At 65.3% G+C, this 17,883-nt stretch carries 21 protein-coding genes, 1 tRNA gene and 3 pseudogenes; 11 read left to right on the top strand and 14 right to left on the bottom strand.

The features are described 5' to 3' along the window. Nucleotides 1–25 precede the first annotated feature (25 nt). Nucleotides 26–99, top strand: a tRNA-Gly gene (locus QP181_RS17435). Nucleotides 100–172: 73 nt separating this feature from the next. Here the strand turns inward: QP181_RS17435 and QP181_RS17430 are convergent. The 8 genes from QP181_RS17430 to groES form a co-directional block, all read right to left on the bottom strand. Next, the gene (locus QP181_RS17430; protein WP_333929308.1) at nucleotides 173–610 is read right to left on the bottom strand and encodes a transcriptional regulator; all 438 of its coding nucleotides are present in this window, start codon (nucleotides 608–610) and stop codon (nucleotides 173–175) included. A gap of 20 nt (nucleotides 611–630) precedes the next feature. Continuing rightward, nucleotides 631–915, bottom strand: a complete 285-nt coding sequence (locus QP181_RS17425; protein WP_333923971.1) for a hypothetical protein — start codon at nucleotides 913–915, stop codon at nucleotides 631–633. Further along, nucleotides 915–1,088 carry a hypothetical protein gene (locus tag QP181_RS17420; protein WP_333929307.1) on the bottom strand — a complete coding sequence of 58 codons (174 nt, stop codon included), beginning with the start codon at nucleotides 1,086–1,088 and terminating at the stop codon, nucleotides 915–917. The genes QP181_RS17425 and QP181_RS17420 overlap by 1 nt, the downstream gene beginning before the upstream one ends. A 34-nt stretch (nucleotides 1,089–1,122) precedes the next feature. Continuing rightward, nucleotides 1,123–1,617 carry a hypothetical protein gene (locus tag QP181_RS17415; protein ID WP_333929306.1) on the bottom strand — a complete coding sequence of 165 codons (495 nt, stop codon included), beginning with the start codon at nucleotides 1,615–1,617 and terminating at the stop codon, nucleotides 1,123–1,125. A gap of 17 nt (nucleotides 1,618–1,634) precedes the next feature. Then, on the bottom strand, nucleotides 1,635–2,111 hold the full coding sequence (locus tag QP181_RS17410; protein WP_333929305.1) for a sigma factor-like helix-turn-helix DNA-binding protein: 477 nt from the start codon (nucleotides 2,109–2,111) through the stop codon (nucleotides 1,635–1,637). Nucleotides 2,112–2,241: 130 nt separating this feature from the next. After that, the gene (locus tag QP181_RS17405; protein ID WP_333929304.1) at nucleotides 2,242–2,811 is read right to left on the bottom strand and encodes a Uma2 family endonuclease; all 570 of its coding nucleotides are present in this window, start codon (nucleotides 2,809–2,811) and stop codon (nucleotides 2,242–2,244) included. A gap of 199 nt (nucleotides 2,812–3,010) precedes the next feature. After that, on the bottom strand, nucleotides 3,011–4,654 hold the full coding sequence (groL, locus tag QP181_RS17400) for a chaperonin GroEL (protein ID WP_056065680.1): 1,644 nt from the start codon (nucleotides 4,652–4,654) through the stop codon (nucleotides 3,011–3,013). Nucleotides 4,655–4,774: 120 nt separating this feature from the next. Further along, nucleotides 4,775–5,062, bottom strand: coding sequence for a co-chaperone GroES (groES, locus tag QP181_RS17395; protein WP_056052039.1), 288 nt, complete (start codon nucleotides 5,060–5,062; stop codon nucleotides 4,775–4,777). Between the two features lie 669 nt (nucleotides 5,063–5,731). Here groES and sppA point away from each other — a divergent pair. Together sppA and QP181_RS17385 are read left to right on the top strand one after the other, a co-directional pair. Then, nucleotides 5,732–7,539: pseudogene (gene sppA / locus QP181_RS17390) on the top strand (signal peptide peptidase SppA). A gap of 184 nt (nucleotides 7,540–7,723) precedes the next feature. Beyond that, on the top strand, nucleotides 7,724–8,125 hold the full coding sequence (locus QP181_RS17385) for a GNAT family N-acetyltransferase (RefSeq protein WP_443027564.1): 402 nt from the start codon (nucleotides 7,724–7,726) through the stop codon (nucleotides 8,123–8,125). A gap of 339 nt (nucleotides 8,126–8,464) precedes the next feature. On the opposite strand, the gene QP181_RS17380 is transcribed toward QP181_RS17385, so the two are convergent. Further along, nucleotides 8,465–9,103 (bottom strand): trimeric intracellular cation channel family protein, encoded by a 639-nt coding sequence (locus tag QP181_RS17380; protein WP_132737295.1) that lies wholly within the window; start codon nucleotides 9,101–9,103, stop codon nucleotides 8,465–8,467. A gap of 196 nt (nucleotides 9,104–9,299) precedes the next feature. Here QP181_RS17380 and QP181_RS17375 point away from each other — a divergent pair, with 196 nt between their 5' ends. The 3 genes from QP181_RS17375 (at nucleotide 9,300) to QP181_RS17365 (ending at nucleotide 10,844) form a co-directional block, all read left to right on the top strand. After that, nucleotides 9,300–9,605 carry a glycine zipper 2TM domain-containing protein gene (locus QP181_RS17375; protein ID WP_056065671.1) on the top strand — a complete coding sequence of 102 codons (306 nt, stop codon included), beginning with the start codon at nucleotides 9,300–9,302 and terminating at the stop codon, nucleotides 9,603–9,605. Nucleotides 9,606–9,711: 106 nt separating this feature from the next. After that, the gene (locus QP181_RS17370; protein WP_333929303.1) at nucleotides 9,712–10,137 is read left to right on the top strand and encodes an OsmC family protein; all 426 of its coding nucleotides are present in this window, start codon (nucleotides 9,712–9,714) and stop codon (nucleotides 10,135–10,137) included. A gap of 107 nt (nucleotides 10,138–10,244) precedes the next feature. Continuing rightward, nucleotides 10,245–10,844 carry a glycine zipper 2TM domain-containing protein gene (locus tag QP181_RS17365; RefSeq protein WP_132896011.1) on the top strand — a complete coding sequence of 200 codons (600 nt, stop codon included), beginning with the start codon at nucleotides 10,245–10,247 and terminating at the stop codon, nucleotides 10,842–10,844. A gap of 55 nt (nucleotides 10,845–10,899) precedes the next feature. On the opposite strand, the gene QP181_RS17360 is transcribed toward QP181_RS17365, so the two are convergent. Continuing rightward, a complete protein-coding gene (locus QP181_RS17360) occupies nucleotides 10,900–11,121 on the bottom strand; it encodes a hypothetical protein (RefSeq protein WP_132737284.1) in 222 nt (73 codons plus the stop codon). Between the two features lie 234 nt (nucleotides 11,122–11,355). Between QP181_RS17360 and QP181_RS17355 the strand changes: the two genes are divergently transcribed. The 3 genes and pseudogenes from QP181_RS17355 (at nucleotide 11,356) to QP181_RS17345 (ending at nucleotide 14,007) form a co-directional block, all read left to right on the top strand. Continuing rightward, entirely contained in the window at nucleotides 11,356–12,084 is a 729-nt protein-coding gene (locus QP181_RS17355) for a hypothetical protein (RefSeq protein WP_333929302.1), read from the top strand. Nucleotides 12,085–12,342: 258 nt separating this feature from the next. Continuing rightward, a complete protein-coding gene (gene crcB, locus QP181_RS17350; RefSeq protein WP_056489728.1) occupies nucleotides 12,343–12,717 on the top strand; it encodes a fluoride efflux transporter CrcB in 375 nt (124 codons plus the stop codon). Further along, a pseudogene (locus QP181_RS17345) lies at nucleotides 12,714–14,007 on the top strand (RluA family pseudouridine synthase). The gene crcB and the pseudogene QP181_RS17345 overlap by 4 nt, the downstream one beginning before the upstream one ends. Nucleotides 14,008–14,355: 348 nt before the next feature. Here the strand turns inward: QP181_RS17345 and QP181_RS17340 are convergent. Continuing rightward, a complete protein-coding gene (locus QP181_RS17340) occupies nucleotides 14,356–14,850 on the bottom strand; it encodes a DUF1440 domain-containing protein (RefSeq protein WP_056052062.1) in 495 nt (164 codons plus the stop codon). A gap of 114 nt (nucleotides 14,851–14,964) precedes the next feature. Between QP181_RS17340 and QP181_RS17335 the strand changes: the two genes are divergently transcribed. Beyond that, the gene (locus QP181_RS17335; RefSeq protein WP_333929301.1) at nucleotides 14,965–15,624 is read left to right on the top strand and encodes an HAD-IA family hydrolase; all 660 of its coding nucleotides are present in this window, start codon (nucleotides 14,965–14,967) and stop codon (nucleotides 15,622–15,624) included. Between the two features lie 226 nt (nucleotides 15,625–15,850). Beyond that, on the top strand, nucleotides 15,851–16,531 hold the full coding sequence (locus QP181_RS17330; RefSeq protein WP_332755643.1) for an ATP12 family chaperone protein: 681 nt from the start codon (nucleotides 15,851–15,853) through the stop codon (nucleotides 16,529–16,531). 127 nt (nucleotides 16,532–16,658) lie between these two features. Here QP181_RS17330 and gmk read toward each other — a convergent pair. The 3 genes and pseudogenes from gmk to QP181_RS17315 all read right to left on the bottom strand — a co-directional run bounded on the left by gmk (nucleotide 16,659) and on the right by QP181_RS17315 (nucleotide 17,790). Continuing rightward, nucleotides 16,659–17,308, bottom strand: a pseudogene (gene gmk / locus QP181_RS17325) (guanylate kinase). A 72-nt stretch (nucleotides 17,309–17,380) separates the two neighbouring features. Continuing rightward, nucleotides 17,381–17,581, bottom strand: coding sequence for a hypothetical protein (locus QP181_RS17320; RefSeq protein WP_056052077.1), 201 nt, complete (start codon nucleotides 17,579–17,581; stop codon nucleotides 17,381–17,383). Further along, entirely contained in the window at nucleotides 17,578–17,790 is a 213-nt protein-coding gene (locus tag QP181_RS17315) for a hypothetical protein (RefSeq protein ID WP_056489740.1), read from the bottom strand. Before QP181_RS17315 ends, QP181_RS17320 begins: the two co-directional genes overlap by 4 nt. Nucleotides 17,791–17,883: the final 93 nt, after the last annotated feature.

The raw sequence follows: 17,883 nt of genomic DNA, 5'->3' as shown, positions 1-17,883 counted from the left end.
GTCCAACCGCTCGCTCAGGCGTCGGGCGGGTATAGTACAATGGTAGTACAGCAGCCTTCCAAGCTGAATACACGGGTTCGATTCCCGTTACCCGCTCCAAAAATGGCGCGCCCTTCGCCCCGCGACCATTGCCACGACGTGTCAGCCAGCGCCCTGGTCGAGCCTCCAGTCGTTATTTTGCGACCAGCTGCCCCAATAGGTTCGCCATCCGTCGCCGTCCGAGCACGGTCAACTGGACATGCGATCGGCGCCCATCGCGCTCGTCGCGCGTCCGTTCGACCAGATTGGCATCCTGCAACATTGCCAAATAGCGCAGCGCGGTGGCTGAAGGCGCACGCGCACCGATACAGACGGCCGAGACGCTGAGTTGGCGACGCTCGTGATCCGAAATGAACAGATCCAGCAGGATGTCCCATGCGGGTTCCGAAAACAGCGTTTCGCCGAGCAGGTCGTCGCGAACCTTTCTCATGGTATACAGGCGCTTGGCCACGTCCACCAGTGCCGGCGAGGAGACCCCACCGGGCGCCGGATCGGCAATGGACACGCCGACCGGTAGAAAGGCCACGCGCTTGGCGGCCGTGATGGGCACCACAGCAATTGCGTAAGTCATAAACGTCTTCCGAATATGCTTCAGCGGAGGGTCGGGTCCTGGCGACTCCAGTCGAGATCCCAGCCACGTGCCCGGATCCTGCGCGAGTGCCTGACTGTCCCGATCACGAGAAGCAGGACGATGGGATAGCTCCAGGCCGCGGAGAGGACAGCGTAGACGAGCCGGATGACGTCAGGGCTAATCGCTCGAGCCAGATGAGCCCCCGTCCCCAACGCGTGAAGTGCGGTTGCCCAGGCCGGCCAGAACCGATCGGCCTTGAGCGTGATCGCGATCATCACCGCCAGCAGGACGAGGTCGACGATCATCACACCCCCTCCAGTCCTACGAACAGGACCGGAATATCCCGCTGGACGAGGCCGGTCGATACCGCTGCGAGCAGCAGCGCCAACCCCGTCAATCGCTCCGGCGCCCCGCCCCGCAGAAGGGCATAGCCGGACGCGGCCACCTGTATCGCGTAGAACAACCAGACCCGATCCAACTCTTACCTCCAAAGCAGGACCGAAACCGGCCGTTCAGGCCACTGCCGCGAGGCGAACCGGCGTCTCGGCGCGCAACGCACCTTCGTTCGGCGGACATTCCGCGGTGTCGCCATACCCGTAGAACTGCCCGAGGCCGATTTCGGCGCGCACGTCGACCAGCGCACGATGCGCCTCGACGAAGCGCTGGCGGGCGTTGATGATATCGAGCGAAGCTTGCGATACCATCTGCAACGCCGCGACGCCGGTGCCGACAGGCAGGTTGGCGGCGACACGCTGCTGCAACAACGTCGATACGCACGATGCCGCGAGCATCGCCGCGTGATCGACGGCCGCCTCGGCCTTCAGAAAATCGATCGTGACCTTGTCGGTCGCGTCGCGTCGTTGTTTCAGCATCGTCGTTCTCCCCGTTGGCACCGTCGTTGCGGTGCCGTGTACGGGAGCGCCACGGTCTCGGTTCGATCGCAACAGGCTGGTCATCGTCATCGCCATGTTCACAAGCGCCATCGAGGTGACGGCGATCAGGCCCATGAGAGCGAGAAGTCTGATTATCCTGTCGCCAACCGAAAATCGATTGCGGGCCACTCCCGTCGATCCGCTTTCCCCGGAGATTCCGAAGAAGCGGCGAACAAGCCCCCACGGCTCGATCTGAGCTCTGTCTGGAGTGCTGGAGGGGGATTGGGAACGTCGAATGGTTCGGATGGTAGCCGTTCGTATGTGGGCACAGGCTCTTCCGCCTCGGTTGGTTCACGAACCAGCACGGTGTCGCCGGTCACGCCCTGCTCGTGCTCCTGCAGGCGCCGCGCAGCTTCGAACCGCGTGCCGACGCCGAGAATCTGGATGGCGCGCTCGATCCGCTTGTCGATCGCCGACGGCGATACGCCGAAGATCGCGGCGATCTCCTTCGAGTTATGGTGGGTCAACACCAATCGCAGGCAGGCGCGCTGGGCTTCGGTCAACTGCTCGATGCGTCCTGCGGTCATGCCGTGATGGTAGCGCGAACGCGGCGCGGTTGCACCCTTCACTTACATCAGGATGGCGTTCTGGTTGCACGACGGCGCAACGCGTTGGAACTGCCAGAAACTGCCGGCGCTGGATGGGCCAGCCTTTGCCGATCTCTTGCCTGCATTCGGCAGTCGTGGGACGTCGAGCGCCTCAATCGCGGGCGAAGATCTCGTCATGCGGGATGGTCAGGTCGAGCGATGGGATGTGGAGATCGGTACGATCGCGCAGCCAGTCGTCGGTCCATCCGCCGCTCGGCGTGCGCCGGACAAGGCGGATGCGTTCGTCGGTCGGGTCGACGAGGATGATCTCGTGGGTGCCTTCCAGCTCGCGATACTCCTCGAGCTTGACCTTCTGGTCGTAGGAGGAGGTCGATGGCGAGAGTACCTCGAACACGACCTGTGGGTCGCCGAGAAGCTTCTTGCGGTCGTTGCCGGGGGCGGACGGGTTGTTGCAATATATGCTGAGGTCGGGAAATCGCACGGACCGCTCGCCGGTGCGGGTGGCGAAGTCGGAGCCGTAGGGGCGGCAGCCGGTGCCGCGCAACTTGGGGCCGATATACATCAAGAGATTGGCGGCGATGCGGGCATGCGCTTCGTTGCCGCCGGCCATCATGTAGATCAGGCCATCTTCGAGCTCGGCCTTCGCGCCGCCGAAATCCATGGCGAGGAACTCGTCGACTTCGACTCGGCGGTAGGCGGGATCGAGGTGGAGGGCGGTCATCGGCTGACGGTATACCGTTCGCGGGGACAAACAAAGGGCCGGGGATTGCTCCCCGGCCCTTTGCTTTGGTCGGTGTGTTCAGAACGGAGGACCGGCAAAGCCGGCCCTTTTCGTCGGACGGGCCTGGGGGCTTCGCCGCCCAGCCCGCCGGCCGTTCTGATCTTCTGTCCGGGGCAGGTTGCCCTGCCCCGGTCGAAAATCAGAAGTCCATGCCGCCCATGCCGCCCATGCCGCCGCCGCCCATGGGCATGGCGGGCTTGTCTTCGGCCATTTCGCTCACGGCCGCTTCGGTCGTGATCAGCAGGCCTGCGACCGATGCTGCGTTCTGCAGCGCGGTGCGGACGACCTTGGTCGGATCGATCACGCCGGCTTCCACCAGGTTCTCATACGTGTCGGTCGCGGCGTTGAAGCCGATCGACGTGTCGTTGCCGTCTAGCAGCTTGCCCGAAACCACCGCACCGTCATGACCTGCGTTCTGCGCGATCTGGCGAACCAGAGCGGTCAGCGACTTCCGCACGATGTCGATACCGCGCGTCTGGTCGTCGTTCGCACCCTCGAGGCCATCAAGCGCCTTGGTAGCGTACAGCAGAGCCGTACCGCCGCCGGGGACGATGCCTTCTTCGACAGCTGCGCGGGTTGCGTGCAGCGCGTCGTCGACGCGGTCCTTGCGCTCCTTGACTTCGACTTCCGACGAGCCACCGACCTTGATCACGGCAACGCCGCCGGCAAGCTTGGCGAGACGCTCCTGGAGCTTCTCCTTGTCGTAGTCGCTGGTCGTGTTCTCGATCTGCTGGCGGATCGCTTCGGTGCGGCCCTTGATCGTGTCGTGATCGCCGGCACCGTCGACGATGACGGTGTTGTCCTTGTCGATCGTGACGCGCTTGGCGGTGCCGAGCATGCCGAGCGTGACGGTCTCGAGCTTGATGCCGAGGTCTTCCGAGATCATCTCGCCCTTGGTCAGGATCGCGATGTCCTCGAGCATCGCCTTGCGACGATCGCCGAAGCCCGGTGCCTTGACCGCTGCGACCTTCAGGCCGCCGCGCAGCTTGTTGACGACGAGCGTGGCCAGAGCCTCACCCTCGATGTCTTCTGCGATGATCAGGAGCGGACGACCCGACTGGACGACGGCTTCCAGGATCGGGAGCATCGCCTGCAGGTTCGACAGCTTCTTCTCGTGGATCAGGATGTAGGGATCCTGAAGCTCGACGGTCATCTTCTCGGGGTTGGTGATGAAGTACGGCGACAGGTAGCCGCGGTCGAACTGCATGCCCTCGACGACGTCGAGCTCGAATTCGAGACCCTTCGCTTCCTCGACGGTGATCACGCCTTCCTTGCCGACCTTCTCCATGGCTTCGGCGATCTTCTCGCCGACTTCACGGTCGCCGTTTGCCGAGATGATGCCGACCTGCGCCACTTCCTTCGAACCCGAAACCGGCTTCGAACGCGCCTTGACGTCCTCGACGACCTTGATGACGGCGAGATCGATGCCGCGCTTCAGGTCCATCGGGTTCATGCCCGCGGCGACCGACTTCATGCCCTCGCGAACGATGGCCTGCGCCAGAACCGTCGCGGTGGTCGTGCCGTCACCGGCGATGTCGTTGGTCTTCGAGGCCACTTCGCGCAGCATCTGCGCACCCATGTTCTCGAACTTGTCCTTGAGCTCGATCTCCTTGGCGACGGTGACGCCGTCCTTGGTGATGCGCGGTGCGCCGAAGCTCTTGTCGATGACGACGTTGCGGCCCTTGGGGCCCAAGGTCACCTTGACCGCGTCGGCGAGGATGTCGACGCCGCGGAGGATGCGCTCACGCGCGTCACGACCGAATTTTACGTCCTTGGAAGCCATGTCAGCTACCCTTTCAAAAAGTGGAAGTTCACAAAGTGCAGACGCTGGCGCGGTTTTCGCCGCCAGCATTCCCTGGCCCGTTCACGTCAGTAATGCCTGACGATGCCGAGCCCGTTGGCGTCAGCCAACGATACCAAGGATGTCCGATTCCTTCATGATGAGGAGGTCTTCGCCGTCGACCTTGACCTCGGTGCCCGACCATTTGCCGAACAGGATCTTGTCGCCGGTCTTGACGTCGAGCGGGGTGATCGTGCCGTTCTCGGCGCGGGTGCCGGTGCCGATGGCGACGACTTCGCCTTCCTGCGGCTTTTCCTTGGCGGTGTCGGGGATGATGATGCCGCCAGCCGTCTTCTCTTCGGCTTCGAGGCGCTTCACCAGCACGCGATCATGCAACGGACGAAAGTTCATGGGGTCCATGTCCTTTTGGATTGTGACAGATTTCTGGCACTCGAGGTTATCGAGTGCCAACGGACGGCATATGTGCCTCGGGGTGCGGCATGTCAAAGGTTCCGGAGGTGAAATTTTTCGGGCGGGCGTGGGTTTCGGGCACCTGCGCGTGTTTACCCAAAGGACCACCCCGGCGGAGGCCGGGGCCCAGGTGGCAAGGCTGCAGTAACGGCGCGCATCGCTCCATTAGCGACGTTCCCCAACTGGGCCCCGGCCTTCGCCGGGGTGGTGGAATTGGGATGCGCCTGGGCGCTTGCATTCGCGGGAGAACAAGGCTGGACAAACTTTCCCTTCTGCTCCCCTTCCGCTTGCGGGAGGGGGTGGGGGAGGGGTTTCTTGGGCGGGTGCTCGTGGGACTCCCTCCCCTAACCCCTCCCGCAAGCGGAGGGGGATTGCGTGGCGGTCGGGGTCGATGTGAGGGCTAGAACGCTTCCTGTGTTGGACGCGTAATACAGGGCATTTACCTGTGCGCCCCGTTGCTCTAGCTCTCCTCCCATGACCGAGACCGCTGTGCCGTCCTACGCCCCCTCCTATAACGACCCTGCCCGCCCGCCGCGGAAGAAATGGCGGCTCGTGCGGGGCGTGTGGAAGTTCCTCGTCGCGATCAAGGATGCGCTCGTCCTGATCGCGATGCTGTTGTTCTTCGGGCTGATCTTCGCGGCGCTCAATGCACGGCAGAGCACGACGGCGATCAAGGACGGCGCGCTGGTGCTCGACCTCAACGGCTCGATCGTCGAGCAGCCCGAGGAACAGGCCGCGTTCGCAGCACTCTCGGGGCAGAGCCGGACGCGGCAGTTTCGCCTGCGCGACGTGGTCCGCTCGATCGACACCGCGCGCACCGATGCGCGCGTGAAAGTGGTCGTGCTCGATCTCGACAGCTTCGGCGGCGCGTATCCCGCGGCACTCGGCGAAGTCGGCGATGCGCTTGCGCGGGTGCGGGCGAGCGGCAAACCGGTGCTCGCTTACGCGACCGCGTACACCGATGGCGGCTATCGCCTCGCAGCGAACGCGAGCGAGATCTGGGTCAACCCGCTGGGTGGGACGATCTTCATGGGGCCGGGCGGCAACCAGCTCTATTACAAGGGCCTGATCGACAAGCTCGGCGTCAACGCACACGTCTACCGCGTTGGCCGCTACAAGTCGTTCGTCGAGCCTTACACGCGGGCAGACCAGAGCGACGACGCGCGCGCCGCCAGCACTGCGCTGTACGGCACGTTGTTCGCGCAGTGGCGCGAGGCCGTCGCGAAAGCACGCCCCAAGGCGCAGATCGCGCAGTTCATGACCGCGCCCGACAAGGTGATCCTCGCGGCGAACGGCAACATCGCCGAGGCAAACCTGCGCGCAGGCATCGTCGACAAGCTCGGCGATCGCACCAGCTTCGGGCGGCGCGTGGCGGAGATCGCGGGCAGCGACGCCAACAAGCCGGCGGGCAATTACAATGCGATCAAATACGACGCCTGGGTGAAGGCCAACCCCTCCCCACCGCGGGCGATCTGATCGGCGTGCTGACGATTGCCGGCGAGATCGTCGACGGCGAGAGCGGCCCCGGCAAGGCGGCGGGCAAGACGATCGAGAAGGCGGTGCTCGACGGGCTCGCCAAGAAGACGCTGAAGGCACTGGTGGTGCGCGTCGACTCGCCGGGTGGATCCGTAATGGCGTCGGAGCAGATCCGGCTCGCGATCCTCGAAGCCAAGCGCCAGAAGCTGCCCGTGGTCGTATCGATGGGCGGGCTGGCGGCCAGCGGCGGATATTGGGTGTCGACGCCGGCCGACGTGATCTTTGCCGAGCCCGGCACGATCACCGGCTCGATCGGTATCTTCGGCGTGATCCCGACGTTCGAGAACGCGCTCGCCAAGATCGGCGTGACCAGCGACGGCGTGAAGACCACGCCATTGTCGGGCCAGCCCGATATCACCGGCGGCACTACGCCGATGTTCGACGCGATCGCGCAGGCGGGGATCGAGAACGGCTATCGCCAGTTCGTCTCGCGCGTGGCCGCCTCGCGGAAGATGACGCCGGCGCGGGTGGACGAGATCGGCCAGGGGCGAGTCTGGGATGGCGGCACCGCGCAGCAGATCGGGTTGGTCGACCGGTTCGGTACGTTGCAGGACGCGATCGACGAGGCGGCCAAGCGCGCCAAACTCGATCCGGCGAAGGTCCATGCCGAGTATCTGGAGAAGAAGCCGGGCTTTCTCGCGACGATCGCGCAGGATTTCGGCAATGATGGCGATGATGATGCGGGTGGCGGCGATGCATTCGCGCACGTCGCGGCGGACCGGCGCCAGATGCTTGCGCGCGCCGTGGGTGACATGAAGCGGCTGGCGACCTCGGGGTCGATCCAGGCGCGCTGCCTCGAGTGTGGCGGGATGGGGCCGACGGCCGCGGGGATCGGCGATGCCAAGCTGCTCGATATGCTGCTGGCGCGGATCGGATTCTGATGACGATCCCCGCTTCGGGCAATGGGGGCGGGATCGTCATTCGGGCGGCGGTCCCCGAGGACGCGGCGTCGATCGCGGCGATTTACGCGCCGCACGTGCTGGTCGGGACAGTGTCGTTCGAGACCGAGGCGCCCGATGCGCGGCAGATGCGCGCGCGGATGGCCGCGTCGGACGGGCTGTATCCGTGGCTGGTCGCCACGATCGGCTCCGAGGAGGGGTGCTGGCGTACGCCTATGCCTCGGCCTTCCACAAGCGTGAGGCGTACCGGTTCGCGTGTGAGACCACGGTGTATGTCGCGGATGCGGCGCAGCGCCAGGGGGCTGGGCGGCTGTTGTACGAGGCGCTGATCGATACGCTGCGGGCTCAGGGGTTTACGCAGGCGATCGGGGCGATCGCGTTGCCGAATGATTCGTCGATCAAGCTGCACGAGGCGGTCGGGTTTCGACGCGCGGGGGTGTACCGCGAGGTCGGGTACAAGAACGGGCAATGGATCGATGTCGGGCATTGGCAGTGCGAGCTGAACGAGCCTGCGGTGCCGCCGGTGGAGCCGCGTAGGTTTGCGGAGGTCGGGGTTGTACGGGGGTAATCGGACGATTGTACAGCGGATGAACTTCGAGCCCAACGTAGCGTTGAATGATCAGACGACTGGGATGAATGTGATGATTAAGTCGATCGTGATACCCGCACTGATGATATCCTCAAGTGCTTTTGCGCAGACATATCAGACGACTGCCAGAACGCCGAGTGGAACTACACATTCGGTACTTTCTACGCGAAACGTGGGCCTCTCCACGCGGATGACATCGTCTCTTCATGAACCGCGAGAATGTTTGGTGCGCAATTCAACCAAGGTGACGGAATGCCATACACGTGCCGAATGGGCCCGGATTGCACGAAAAGACTATAAGCGACCACGGGGTTAAGGTCAGCGCCGGCCGCCGTATGCCGGAAGCGCTAGATGAAAGCGGATCGCGGCAGCTCTGAGTGTAAAGCCGGCGCTCGCCGCAATGACCGCCGACAACCCGAGCGGCACGCCCAGCAGCACCAGCCCGACATAACTCGCTGCCGCCAGCGCCGCCGCGGTCACGTACAACTCCGGCCGCATCAGGATCGACGGCTCCCCCGCCAACACATCGCGGATGATACCGCCGACGCACGCGGTCATCACCCCCATCAGCGCCGCAGGTACGGGTGGCACGCCATACCCCAAAGCCTTCGCTGCGCCGTACACCGCATACGCAGCAAGCCCGACCGCATCGAACCAGCCGAGCGCCTCGTCCTTCCACCACCGCTCGGGCGTCACCCAGATCAGCAGCGCAACCCCGAGGCACACGCTGGCAGCGCGCGCGTCATGTACCCAGAACACCGGCGCGCCGATCAGCAAGTCGCGCACGGTACCGCCGCCGACGCCGGTGATCAGCCCGAAGAAGACGAGCGTCACGAACGTCTGGCCACGCTTGGCCGCCGCGAGCGCACCCGAGGCGGCGAACACCGCCAGGCCCGCGAGGTCGAACCAGGGTGCTGCGACGGGCAGGATCTCGACGGGCAAGGGCACGGGCAACATCGCGGCGGCGTAACCGGCCTGCCATCCAGCGTAAAGCGGGACCGCGGAATGATGCCCGTCGGCCGTTGATAGCAACGACCCGATGCCGGTCCCGAAGATGAACGCCAGCATGAACGCGGTGTTGTTTTTGGTTCATGCAACTGGCGCTATAGTCACTTCGTTACACCAGCAGATCAATTCACTAGGGAGTTACATCATGCGTAAGTTCGTTCTGGCCATGGGCCTCAGCGCAATGGTCCTGCCGACCGTCCTCGTGCCGGTATCGGCCGCAGATGCGCGCGATCGTCGCGAATGGCGTGGTCGTGACGGCCGCGTCTACTGCAAGAAGAGCAACGGCACGACCGGCACGATCATCGGCGGCGTCGGCGGCGCACTGCTCGGCCGTACGGTCGACACCCGTGGCGACCGCACGGTCGGCACGCTGGGCGGCGCCGTCCTCGGCGGTCTCGCCGGTCGCGCGATCGACAAGGGCACGAGCAACAACAACCGTCGTTGCCGCTAACACTCATCGGCTAAATCAATGCCGCTATTTCGGTAGTTGCGCGTTGTGGAAGGGCGTCGTGGGAAACCGCGACGCCTTTTTTCTTGTCCGATGAAGGATCAAAACGATGACCACACGCAGCGGTTCGGCAAAGTATGAAGGCCTCGGCAAGAGCGGCAAGGGCCATGTCTCGACGCAGTCGGGCGTGCTGTCCGACAGCCCGTACGGCTTCAACACGCGGTTCGAGAACGAGCCCGGCACCAACCCCGAGGAGCTGATCGCGGCCGCGCATGCATCGTGCTTCACGATGGCGCTGAGCTTCGCGCTCGCCGGTAAGGGCTATGAGGCTGGCACGCTCGAGACGTCGGCGAAGGTGACGCTCGACAAGGACGGCGACGGGTTCAAGATTACCAAGTCGGCACTGACGCTAAACGCCAAGGTCGACGGCATCTCGAAGGAAGAGTTCGAGGCGATCGCCGCAGACGCCAAGGCGAACTGCCCGGTATCGAAGGTGCTCAACGCCGAGATCACGCTCGAGCATAACCTCGCCTGATATCAATGACCTAAGTTTGTCGGCCGGCTGAATGCGCCGTAGTTTGCGGTTCACGCAACTCGCGCTTCGGCCGGCCGTTGTTTGCGTATCCAGTCAGGAGACCAAACATGCGTATCGCCATTCTCTCGGCGGCCCTCGCCGCCACCGCGTTCGGCGCGATCCCCGTCGGCGCGCAATCGACGGTTCGCGGCGCCAACCAGGAATATAACGACCAGGTGCGCGACGCACGGCGCGACTATCGCCGCGATCTCCGCAACGCCGACTCACGTGGCGACGTCCGCGATGCGCGCCGCGATTACCGCGACGAGGTGCGCGACGCACGCCAGGACCGCCGTGGCGACATTCGCGACATCCGCCAGGATCGTCGCAATGACGGGCGCAACTGGCAGCAGTATCGCGGCTATGACTACAACCGCTACGAGCCCGGCCAGCGTGGCTATCTCGCCGACCGCTATTACCGCGATGGCCGCTATTATCAGGAGCGCCGCCTGGGTCGTAACGACCGCATCTATCGCGGCGGCAACGGGCGCTATTACTGCCGTCGCAACGACGGGACGACCGGGCTGATCGTCGGCGGGCTTGCCGGTGGTGCGCTCGGCAACGTGATCGCGGGCGGTGGTTCGCGGCTGCTCGGTACGCTGATCGGGGCAGGCGGTGGCGCGGTACTCGGGTCGTCGATCGATCGCGGCAACGTGCGCTGCCGATAAGACGCGGTTGGCGTGAGACGATAGGGCCCGGTGGAAACACCGGGCCCTATCTGCGTCAGATGATACCGCCGCCCAGGCTCAGGCGGAGCGCGAAGATGATGATCAGGACGATGTTGAGGTTACGCCCGCCGGTGCTCGACGACAGCGCGCCGACGGCGGCGCCGACGATCCCGATCGGGATGACCAGCCAGTTCATCCAGCCGAGCAGCGGAATGAACGCGACGAGGCCGAGCACCAGGGTGACGAGGCCGATGAGGATCGAGACGATGTTCAGCATGAGGTGAACATGGCGAGTCGCGGGGGTTCGGGCAAGACTTGGGCGGATCCGTACGATCCTCCCCCGCCAGGGGGAGGTGTCGCCGTAGGTGACGGAGGGGGAGGACACGGAACATACGTTGCCCTTTCCTCCCCCTCCGTCTGGCAAACGCCAGCCACCTCGCCCTGGCGGGGGAGGACCGAGCGTGTGTGGAAAACGCTTTCTTCACCGTCTTTCGCGCATAGGATGCGGGTGATGACTTTTTCCCTGCGCTCCGCACTTCTCCTCCCGCTGACGCTGGCCGCCTGCAACCGGTCGTCGACCGACCAACAGGATCTCAACAGCCTCGATGCCGAGCTGACCAACGGCGCGGTGCGCGATCCCGCCGTTGCCGAGTCGCTTGGGAGCCAGATCATGGTCGATCCGCGGCTGGCGCAGTCGTCGAACACCGACGCGGTGCGCCCGCCGCCCCGCCCGGATAGCGGCGCGGTACCGCCCGAGGGCCCGCTCAACGCCGATCCGGTCGATGCCAAGACCTTACAGCGCGCGCCGGCTCCATCGAACGACTGCCCCGAGTGCAAGACCGCGAACGGCGCGCTCACGCTGGCCGCGCTGGCGGAGCGGCAGAAGACGCCGGATGCAGGGGCGTGTGCGCAGAAGATCGGGTATTCGGCGGGATGGGCGAACCGGTTGCCGGCGGATCTGCCGCTATATCCGGGCGCGCGGTTGACCGAGGCTGCGGGGGCGGATCGGGATGGCTGTCGGCTACGCGTGGTAAGTTTCGCGAGTGCGGCGCCGATGCAGAAGATGCTCGATTATTATTTCACGAAGGCGCGGACGGCAGGGTATTCGGCCGGGCATAGCACCGATGGCAAACAGCATGTGCTGGGCGGGGTTCGTGGGAACGACGCGTATGTGGTGTACGTGACGGCGCGGACTGGTGGCGGGAGCGATGTTGATATGGTGTCCAACGCTGGGCGGTGAGGCTGGCCGGTGAGTTTGCTCCCTCCGCCGTCGCTCTGAAGTGCATTGAACTGCACCACCCCGGCGGAGGCCGGGGCCCATCCCCTTCCCCTCCTTGTTCTCCCGCGAAGGCGGGAGCCCAGTCTGGGTCCCCGCATTCGCGGGGAAACAATCTGAGACAGGGCTCGCGCGGTGATCTAAAACCAACGCAATGGAGCGCCACAGGCCTCCCCTGCGGCGCACCTTTCCGTTTTGCCCGATTCACGCTAGGGCGCGAAAATGCTTCCCCTTCTCTATGTCATGGTCGGTGGTGCGGTCGGATCCGGCGCGCGCTATCTGACTGGCCGCGCGATGCTGTCGTTGCTGGGGCCTGACTATCCCTTTGGTACGCTTGCCGTGAATTTGATCGGTGGGTTGCTGATGGGCGTGCTGGTTGGCGTACTCGCCCGCAATACCGCTTCGGAAACGTGGCGGCTGTTGCTCGGCGTGGGCGTATTGGGGGGATTCACGACGTTTTCGGCGTTCTCGCTGGACGTCGTCACGATGATCGAACGCGGCGCGATCGGCGTCGCGTTCGGGTATGTTTTGGTGTCGGTGATCGGTTCGGTCGCCGCGTTGTTCGCGGGTCTCTCCGCAGTAAGGGCCGTCGCATGACTGCGGGCAAAAGCGATAGCGATACGGGTTTCCGCGAGTTCAACGTCGGATTCGACGATGACGGCATTCGGCTCGACCGGTGGTTCAAGCGGCATCTGCCCGACACGAGCTTCACGACGGTGGCGATGTGGGCGCGCACCGGGCAGCTCCGCGTCGATGGCGCGCGCGACTCCCGGCGACCGGATCGCCGCGGGCCAGATGCTCCGCGTGCCGCCACCCGAAGCCGACAAGGCCGCCGCCGACGTCGACAAGCCCAGGCGAGTCCGCGAACGCGTGATCCTGTCGGACGAAGAAACCGAACTCGCGCAGTCCATGGTGATCCACAAGGATTTCCAGGCATTCGTGCTGAACAAGCCGCCGGGCTTGGCGACGCAGGGCGGCACCAAGACGACGCAGCATGTCGACGGGCTGCTCGACGGATTGCAGTACGATAACGAGGGGCGGCCGAAGCTGGTCCACCGGCTCGACAAGGATACGTCCGGCGCTCTGCTGGTGGCGCGGACGTCACGCGCGGCGGCGTTCTTTGCGAAGGCGTTTTCGGGGCGCACCGCGCGGAAAGTCTATTGGGCGCTGGTGGTCGACGTGCCGTCGATCGAGGACGGCATGATCGAGCTGCCGATCGCGAAGCAGCCGGGCACCGGCGGCGAGAAGATGCACGTCGACGAGGCCGAGGGCGCACCGGCGCGGACGCGCTACCGGGTGATCGAGCGCGCGGGCAACCGTGCGGCGTGGGTCGAGTTGCAGCCGTTTACCGGGCGGACTCACCAGTTGCGCGTACACATGGCGGCGATCGGACATCCGATCGTCGGTGATGGGAAGTATGGCGGGGCTGCTGCGTTCCTGACCGGCGGGATCTCGCGGAAAATGCATCTGCACGCGCGGCGGATCAAGGTGGATCATCCGGATGGCGGGTCGATCGACGTGACCGCGGAACTGCCGACGCATTTCGCGGAGAGCCTCAAGCAATTGGGCTTCGAGGAGAAGCTGGGCGACGACCTGGTGCTCGATGAGAAGACTGCGCCGACGCGCGAGCAGATGAAGTCGCGGGCCAAGGCGCATGCGAAGTCGGTGCGGAAGGACCGTAAGGGTGAGCGGCGTGGGCGTGGGATTGTCGAGGAGAAGGCGACGGGCAAGCCTGCGCCGAAGACGGGTGGGCCTCGGACCGGGGCTGGCTCGAAGTTCGGGGCGCCGCGGAGCGGGCCTCGGGTTGAAGGGGTCAAGCCGGCTGGGCGCGGGCGTCCGGGTGGAGCTGGGAAGCCTGGGCCTCGGAGTGGGCCTGGGACTCGGTAATTGATGGCTTTCGGCTGACGCGTGCCCTCACCCTTCCCACGGCCAAGCGGCCGCGGGCCCCTTTCCTCTCCCCTGAGGGGAGAGGGTGAGACGTCGGAGACGACCCTTACCTTTCACTCCACCCCGGCGGAGGCCGGGGCCCAATTGGAAAGGTTGAGGTAACGGAGCGATGATTTCCGTTACCGACGTCCCCAATTGGGCCCCGGCCTTCGCCGGGGTGGAGTGATTGGTTAGCGGTAGGCTTCTCCGCACATTCCATTCCCCCGCGAAGGCTGGGGTCCAGGGGCCACGATCGTAACGCTGCTTGATTCCTGGGCCCCCGCCTTCGCGGGGGGAACTAGTCGCGCGCTACTTCAGCCACCCCAGCAGCAACCGCCGCACACCCTCCGTCACCGTCCCGAACACGATGTGCGACGCCGCGCTATACAGATGCGTGGTCGGCGCAGTGTTCCACGGCGCATCGCCAAGCCCCGCCGCCGGCACCGCCGCCTCATCGAGCAGCGCCGTCGTCGCCGCAGCGAACGCGGTGCCGTAGCCCGCGGTTACCGAAGGGCGATATTCCGCCGCCACCGCGTAGGCGATACCCAGCCCTGCCCCGAGTGCATAATGCACGACCTGCCCTGCAAGCGGCTTGCGATCGTCGGGGATGTCGTGGCCAACCACCGCCTGCGACACCTTGTCCGCCGCCTTCTCCGTCGCAGGCTCGGCATCGCTCTCCGCCGAGAACAGCGCGGCGACGCCGGCCTGGAAGCGGTCCATTACGAACGAGGCGGCGAGACCTGCGACCAGGCCCGCTGCGGCGGCGGCCCAGATGTTCGGGGTGTCGGTCTGTGCGTGCGCCATCGTTGTGTCTCCAGAGCTATCCGACACGAACCGTTCGCAGACGCGCGCGTTCCGGTTTGGCGTTCCCTCGCGTGCACGCGTGATCTACGAGGCGGCGATGCGTTGGAAAATCTCATGATCCGTCTTGCCGTGTTCGATTGCGATGGGACGCTCGTCGACAGCCAGGCGAATATCTGTGTCGCCTGCGAGCGTGCGTTCGAGGGTGCCGGACTGGTCCCACCGCCCCGCGCGGCGATACGTCGGATCGTCGGGCTCAGTCTCGTTGAGGCTATGCAGGTGTTGCTGCCGCAGGCGGACGATGCGCAGCACCGGTCGCTCGCGACCGACTACAAGAACGCGTTCCATGCGATGCGGGCGAGCGGCGAGCTTGCCGACGAGCCTTTGTTCGACGGGATCGCCGAGGTGATCGAGACACTTGCGAACGACGGCTGGCTGCTGGGTGTGGCGACGGGCAAATCCGACCGCGGCCTCGCGCATATCCTAGCCACGCACGGGATCACCGAGAGGTTCGTGACGTTGCAGACCGCCGACCGGCATCCGTCGAAGCCCGACCCGGCGATGCTGTTCGCGGCGATCGCCGAGGCAGGCGCTAGCGCGGAGACGACCGCGATGATCGGCGATACGAGCTTCGACATGGCAATGGCCCGAGCGGCACACGTACGCGCGGTCGGGGTCGCATGGGGGTATCACCCCGTGCACGAGCTATCCGATGCCGGTGCCGACGTCGTTGCGACGACCGTACCCGACCTGCTGCACATGGTGGCGCCGCGATGACCGACGCGGACAAGGTAGCGCAGCGGCGCTGGTTCGTGTTGGTCGTCGTCCGGATGGCGGGGGTTGCGGGCGCGCTGCTCGGGCTGATCCTGATCGCGCGCGCATGATCTGGGGCCGAAGATCCTCGGGACGGCGATCGTGTTGTCGGCGATGGCGATGATCGCGATCGTGCCGCGTAGCTTGGCGCATCGCTGGCGGAGTACGCCTGAATGAACGGAATGGGCGCATGAAGCGGTTCTGGAAAGACGTCGCGATCGATGCGGATCGGGTAGTGACGCTCGACGGCAAGCCGGTGCGGACGCCCGGGCGGCGACCGCTTGCGTTGCCAAGCGATGCGCTGGCCGAGGCGGTTGCGGCGGAATGGCGCGCGGTCGGTGAGACGATCGACCCGCGGACGATGCCGCTGACCGGGCTCGCCAATGCGGCGACCGATCCGATCGCGAACGATCCGGCGCAGTTCGCCGCGCGGCTGGCGGCGTATGGCGAGAGCGACCTGCTCTGCTACCGCGCGGAGGGGCCGCCGTTGTTGGTCGAGCGGCAGGCGGCGTCCTGGGATCCGCTGCTGGCGTGGGCGCGGGGGCGGTATGACGTGACGTTCGCGGTCACCACCGGCGTGATGCACGTCGCGCAACCGGCGACGACGATCGCGCGGCTGCATGAGGCGGTCGCGGCGTATGACGATTTTCGGCTGGCGGGGTTGTCGCCGGTGGTGACGCTGACCGGGTCGCTGGTGATCGGGCTGGCGCTGATCGAGGGTGAGATCGATGCCGATGCGGCCTGGGCGGCGGCGGGGATCGATGAGGACTGGTCGGTCGAAATGTGGGGCGAGGACTGGCAGGCGACCCAGTTGCGCGAGTTGAAGCGCAAGGAGTTTGGGTTGGGAGTAGAGTTTCTGGGACTGCTTTAGCTTTAGAAGCCTACCTACCCTCCCCCACATCCGTCGCCCCAGCGAAAGCTGGGGTATCCCGGTTGGCGAATGCCGCGACCCGGAACGGGGAGATCCCAGCTTTCGCTGGGATGACGGTTGGGATGGGTTAGCGCGTCAGCCTGCGAATGAAGCCGATCAGCCCGGTCTGGCGCGAGCGCTTGAGTCTCTCCGCCGCGAGGATCGTCTTCACGCCGCGGATGCAGCTGTCGACGTCGTCGTTGACCAGCACATAGTCATAGCCGTCCCAGTGGCTCACCTCGTTTGCCGCGCGACATGCGGGCTTCGATCACCTCTTCCGAGATCGGTGCCGCGGCTGGTGAGGCGGCGGTGGAGTTCTTCCATCGAGGGCGGGAAGATGAAGACGCGGACGACGTCGCCGCCGGCGATCTGGAACAGCTGTTGCGCGCCCTGCCAATCGATGTCGAACAGCACATCCTTGCCGGCCGCGAGCATCTCCTCGACCTGCGCGCGCGGCGTGCCGTAGCGATGGTTGAAGACGTGCGCCCACTCCAGGAACTCGTCCTTCGCGACCATGTCGCGAAAGCCCTCGAGGTCGGTAAAATGGTAATCCTTGCCGTCGACTTCGCCGGGTCGCACCGAACGGGTCGTGACCGAGACCGACATCTCGAGTTCGTGCTCGTCCGCGAGCAATCTGCGCGCGATGGTCGACTTGCCGGCACCGGACGGCGAGGACAGGACGAACAGGACTCCGCGACGACGGAAACCATGCGGGTCGGACGGAAGTGTGTGGGGCATGCGCGCCCTTGCCGCGGACCGCATATGGGCGTCAACCCATGCGCGGCCCGCGCGTGGTATTACGAAGGCGGATTAATAGCCGGCTTTGCGTGCCTTGTTGCGGTCATAGGCCTTCTTGGCTGCGTAACCACCGCCGAGGATCATGCCGAGTGGGCCCATGCGGCGCATCAGGCCCATCGCCACGACACCCTTTACTGCGCCCGAGGCGCCGCCCGAACCGTCGCGACGGCCCATTTCGCGGCCGACCAATGCACTGATAATACGTCCGATCATGCTTCTGACTCCCCGAAAACCTGGTCCTTGAGTTCCGCTGCACCGCGCAGCACTGCCCAGCCGATCGCGTAGGTCACGGCTAGCGGCACGACGACCTTGAGTACGTTGGCGGTGATCGCACCGATGATCGCGCCGTCCGCGTTGCCGTCGTCGCCGCTGAGCGAGTCGATGCCTGCGCCGATCAGCGCGCCTATGGTCGTTGCGCCCACGTAATTTCTCCTGTCCGTGTGGCGGGTTAGCGCTTGGCGGAGGATTGGGTTCCCGCGCGCCACCACCGTCCGTCATCCTGACGAAAGTCAGGA

It is taken from the genome of Sphingomonas sp. LR55 (assembly GCF_036856015.1).
Taxonomy (GTDB): domain Bacteria; phylum Pseudomonadota; class Alphaproteobacteria; order Sphingomonadales; family Sphingomonadaceae; genus Sphingomonas.
This window is presented reverse-complemented; position numbering and strand designations above follow the sequence as displayed.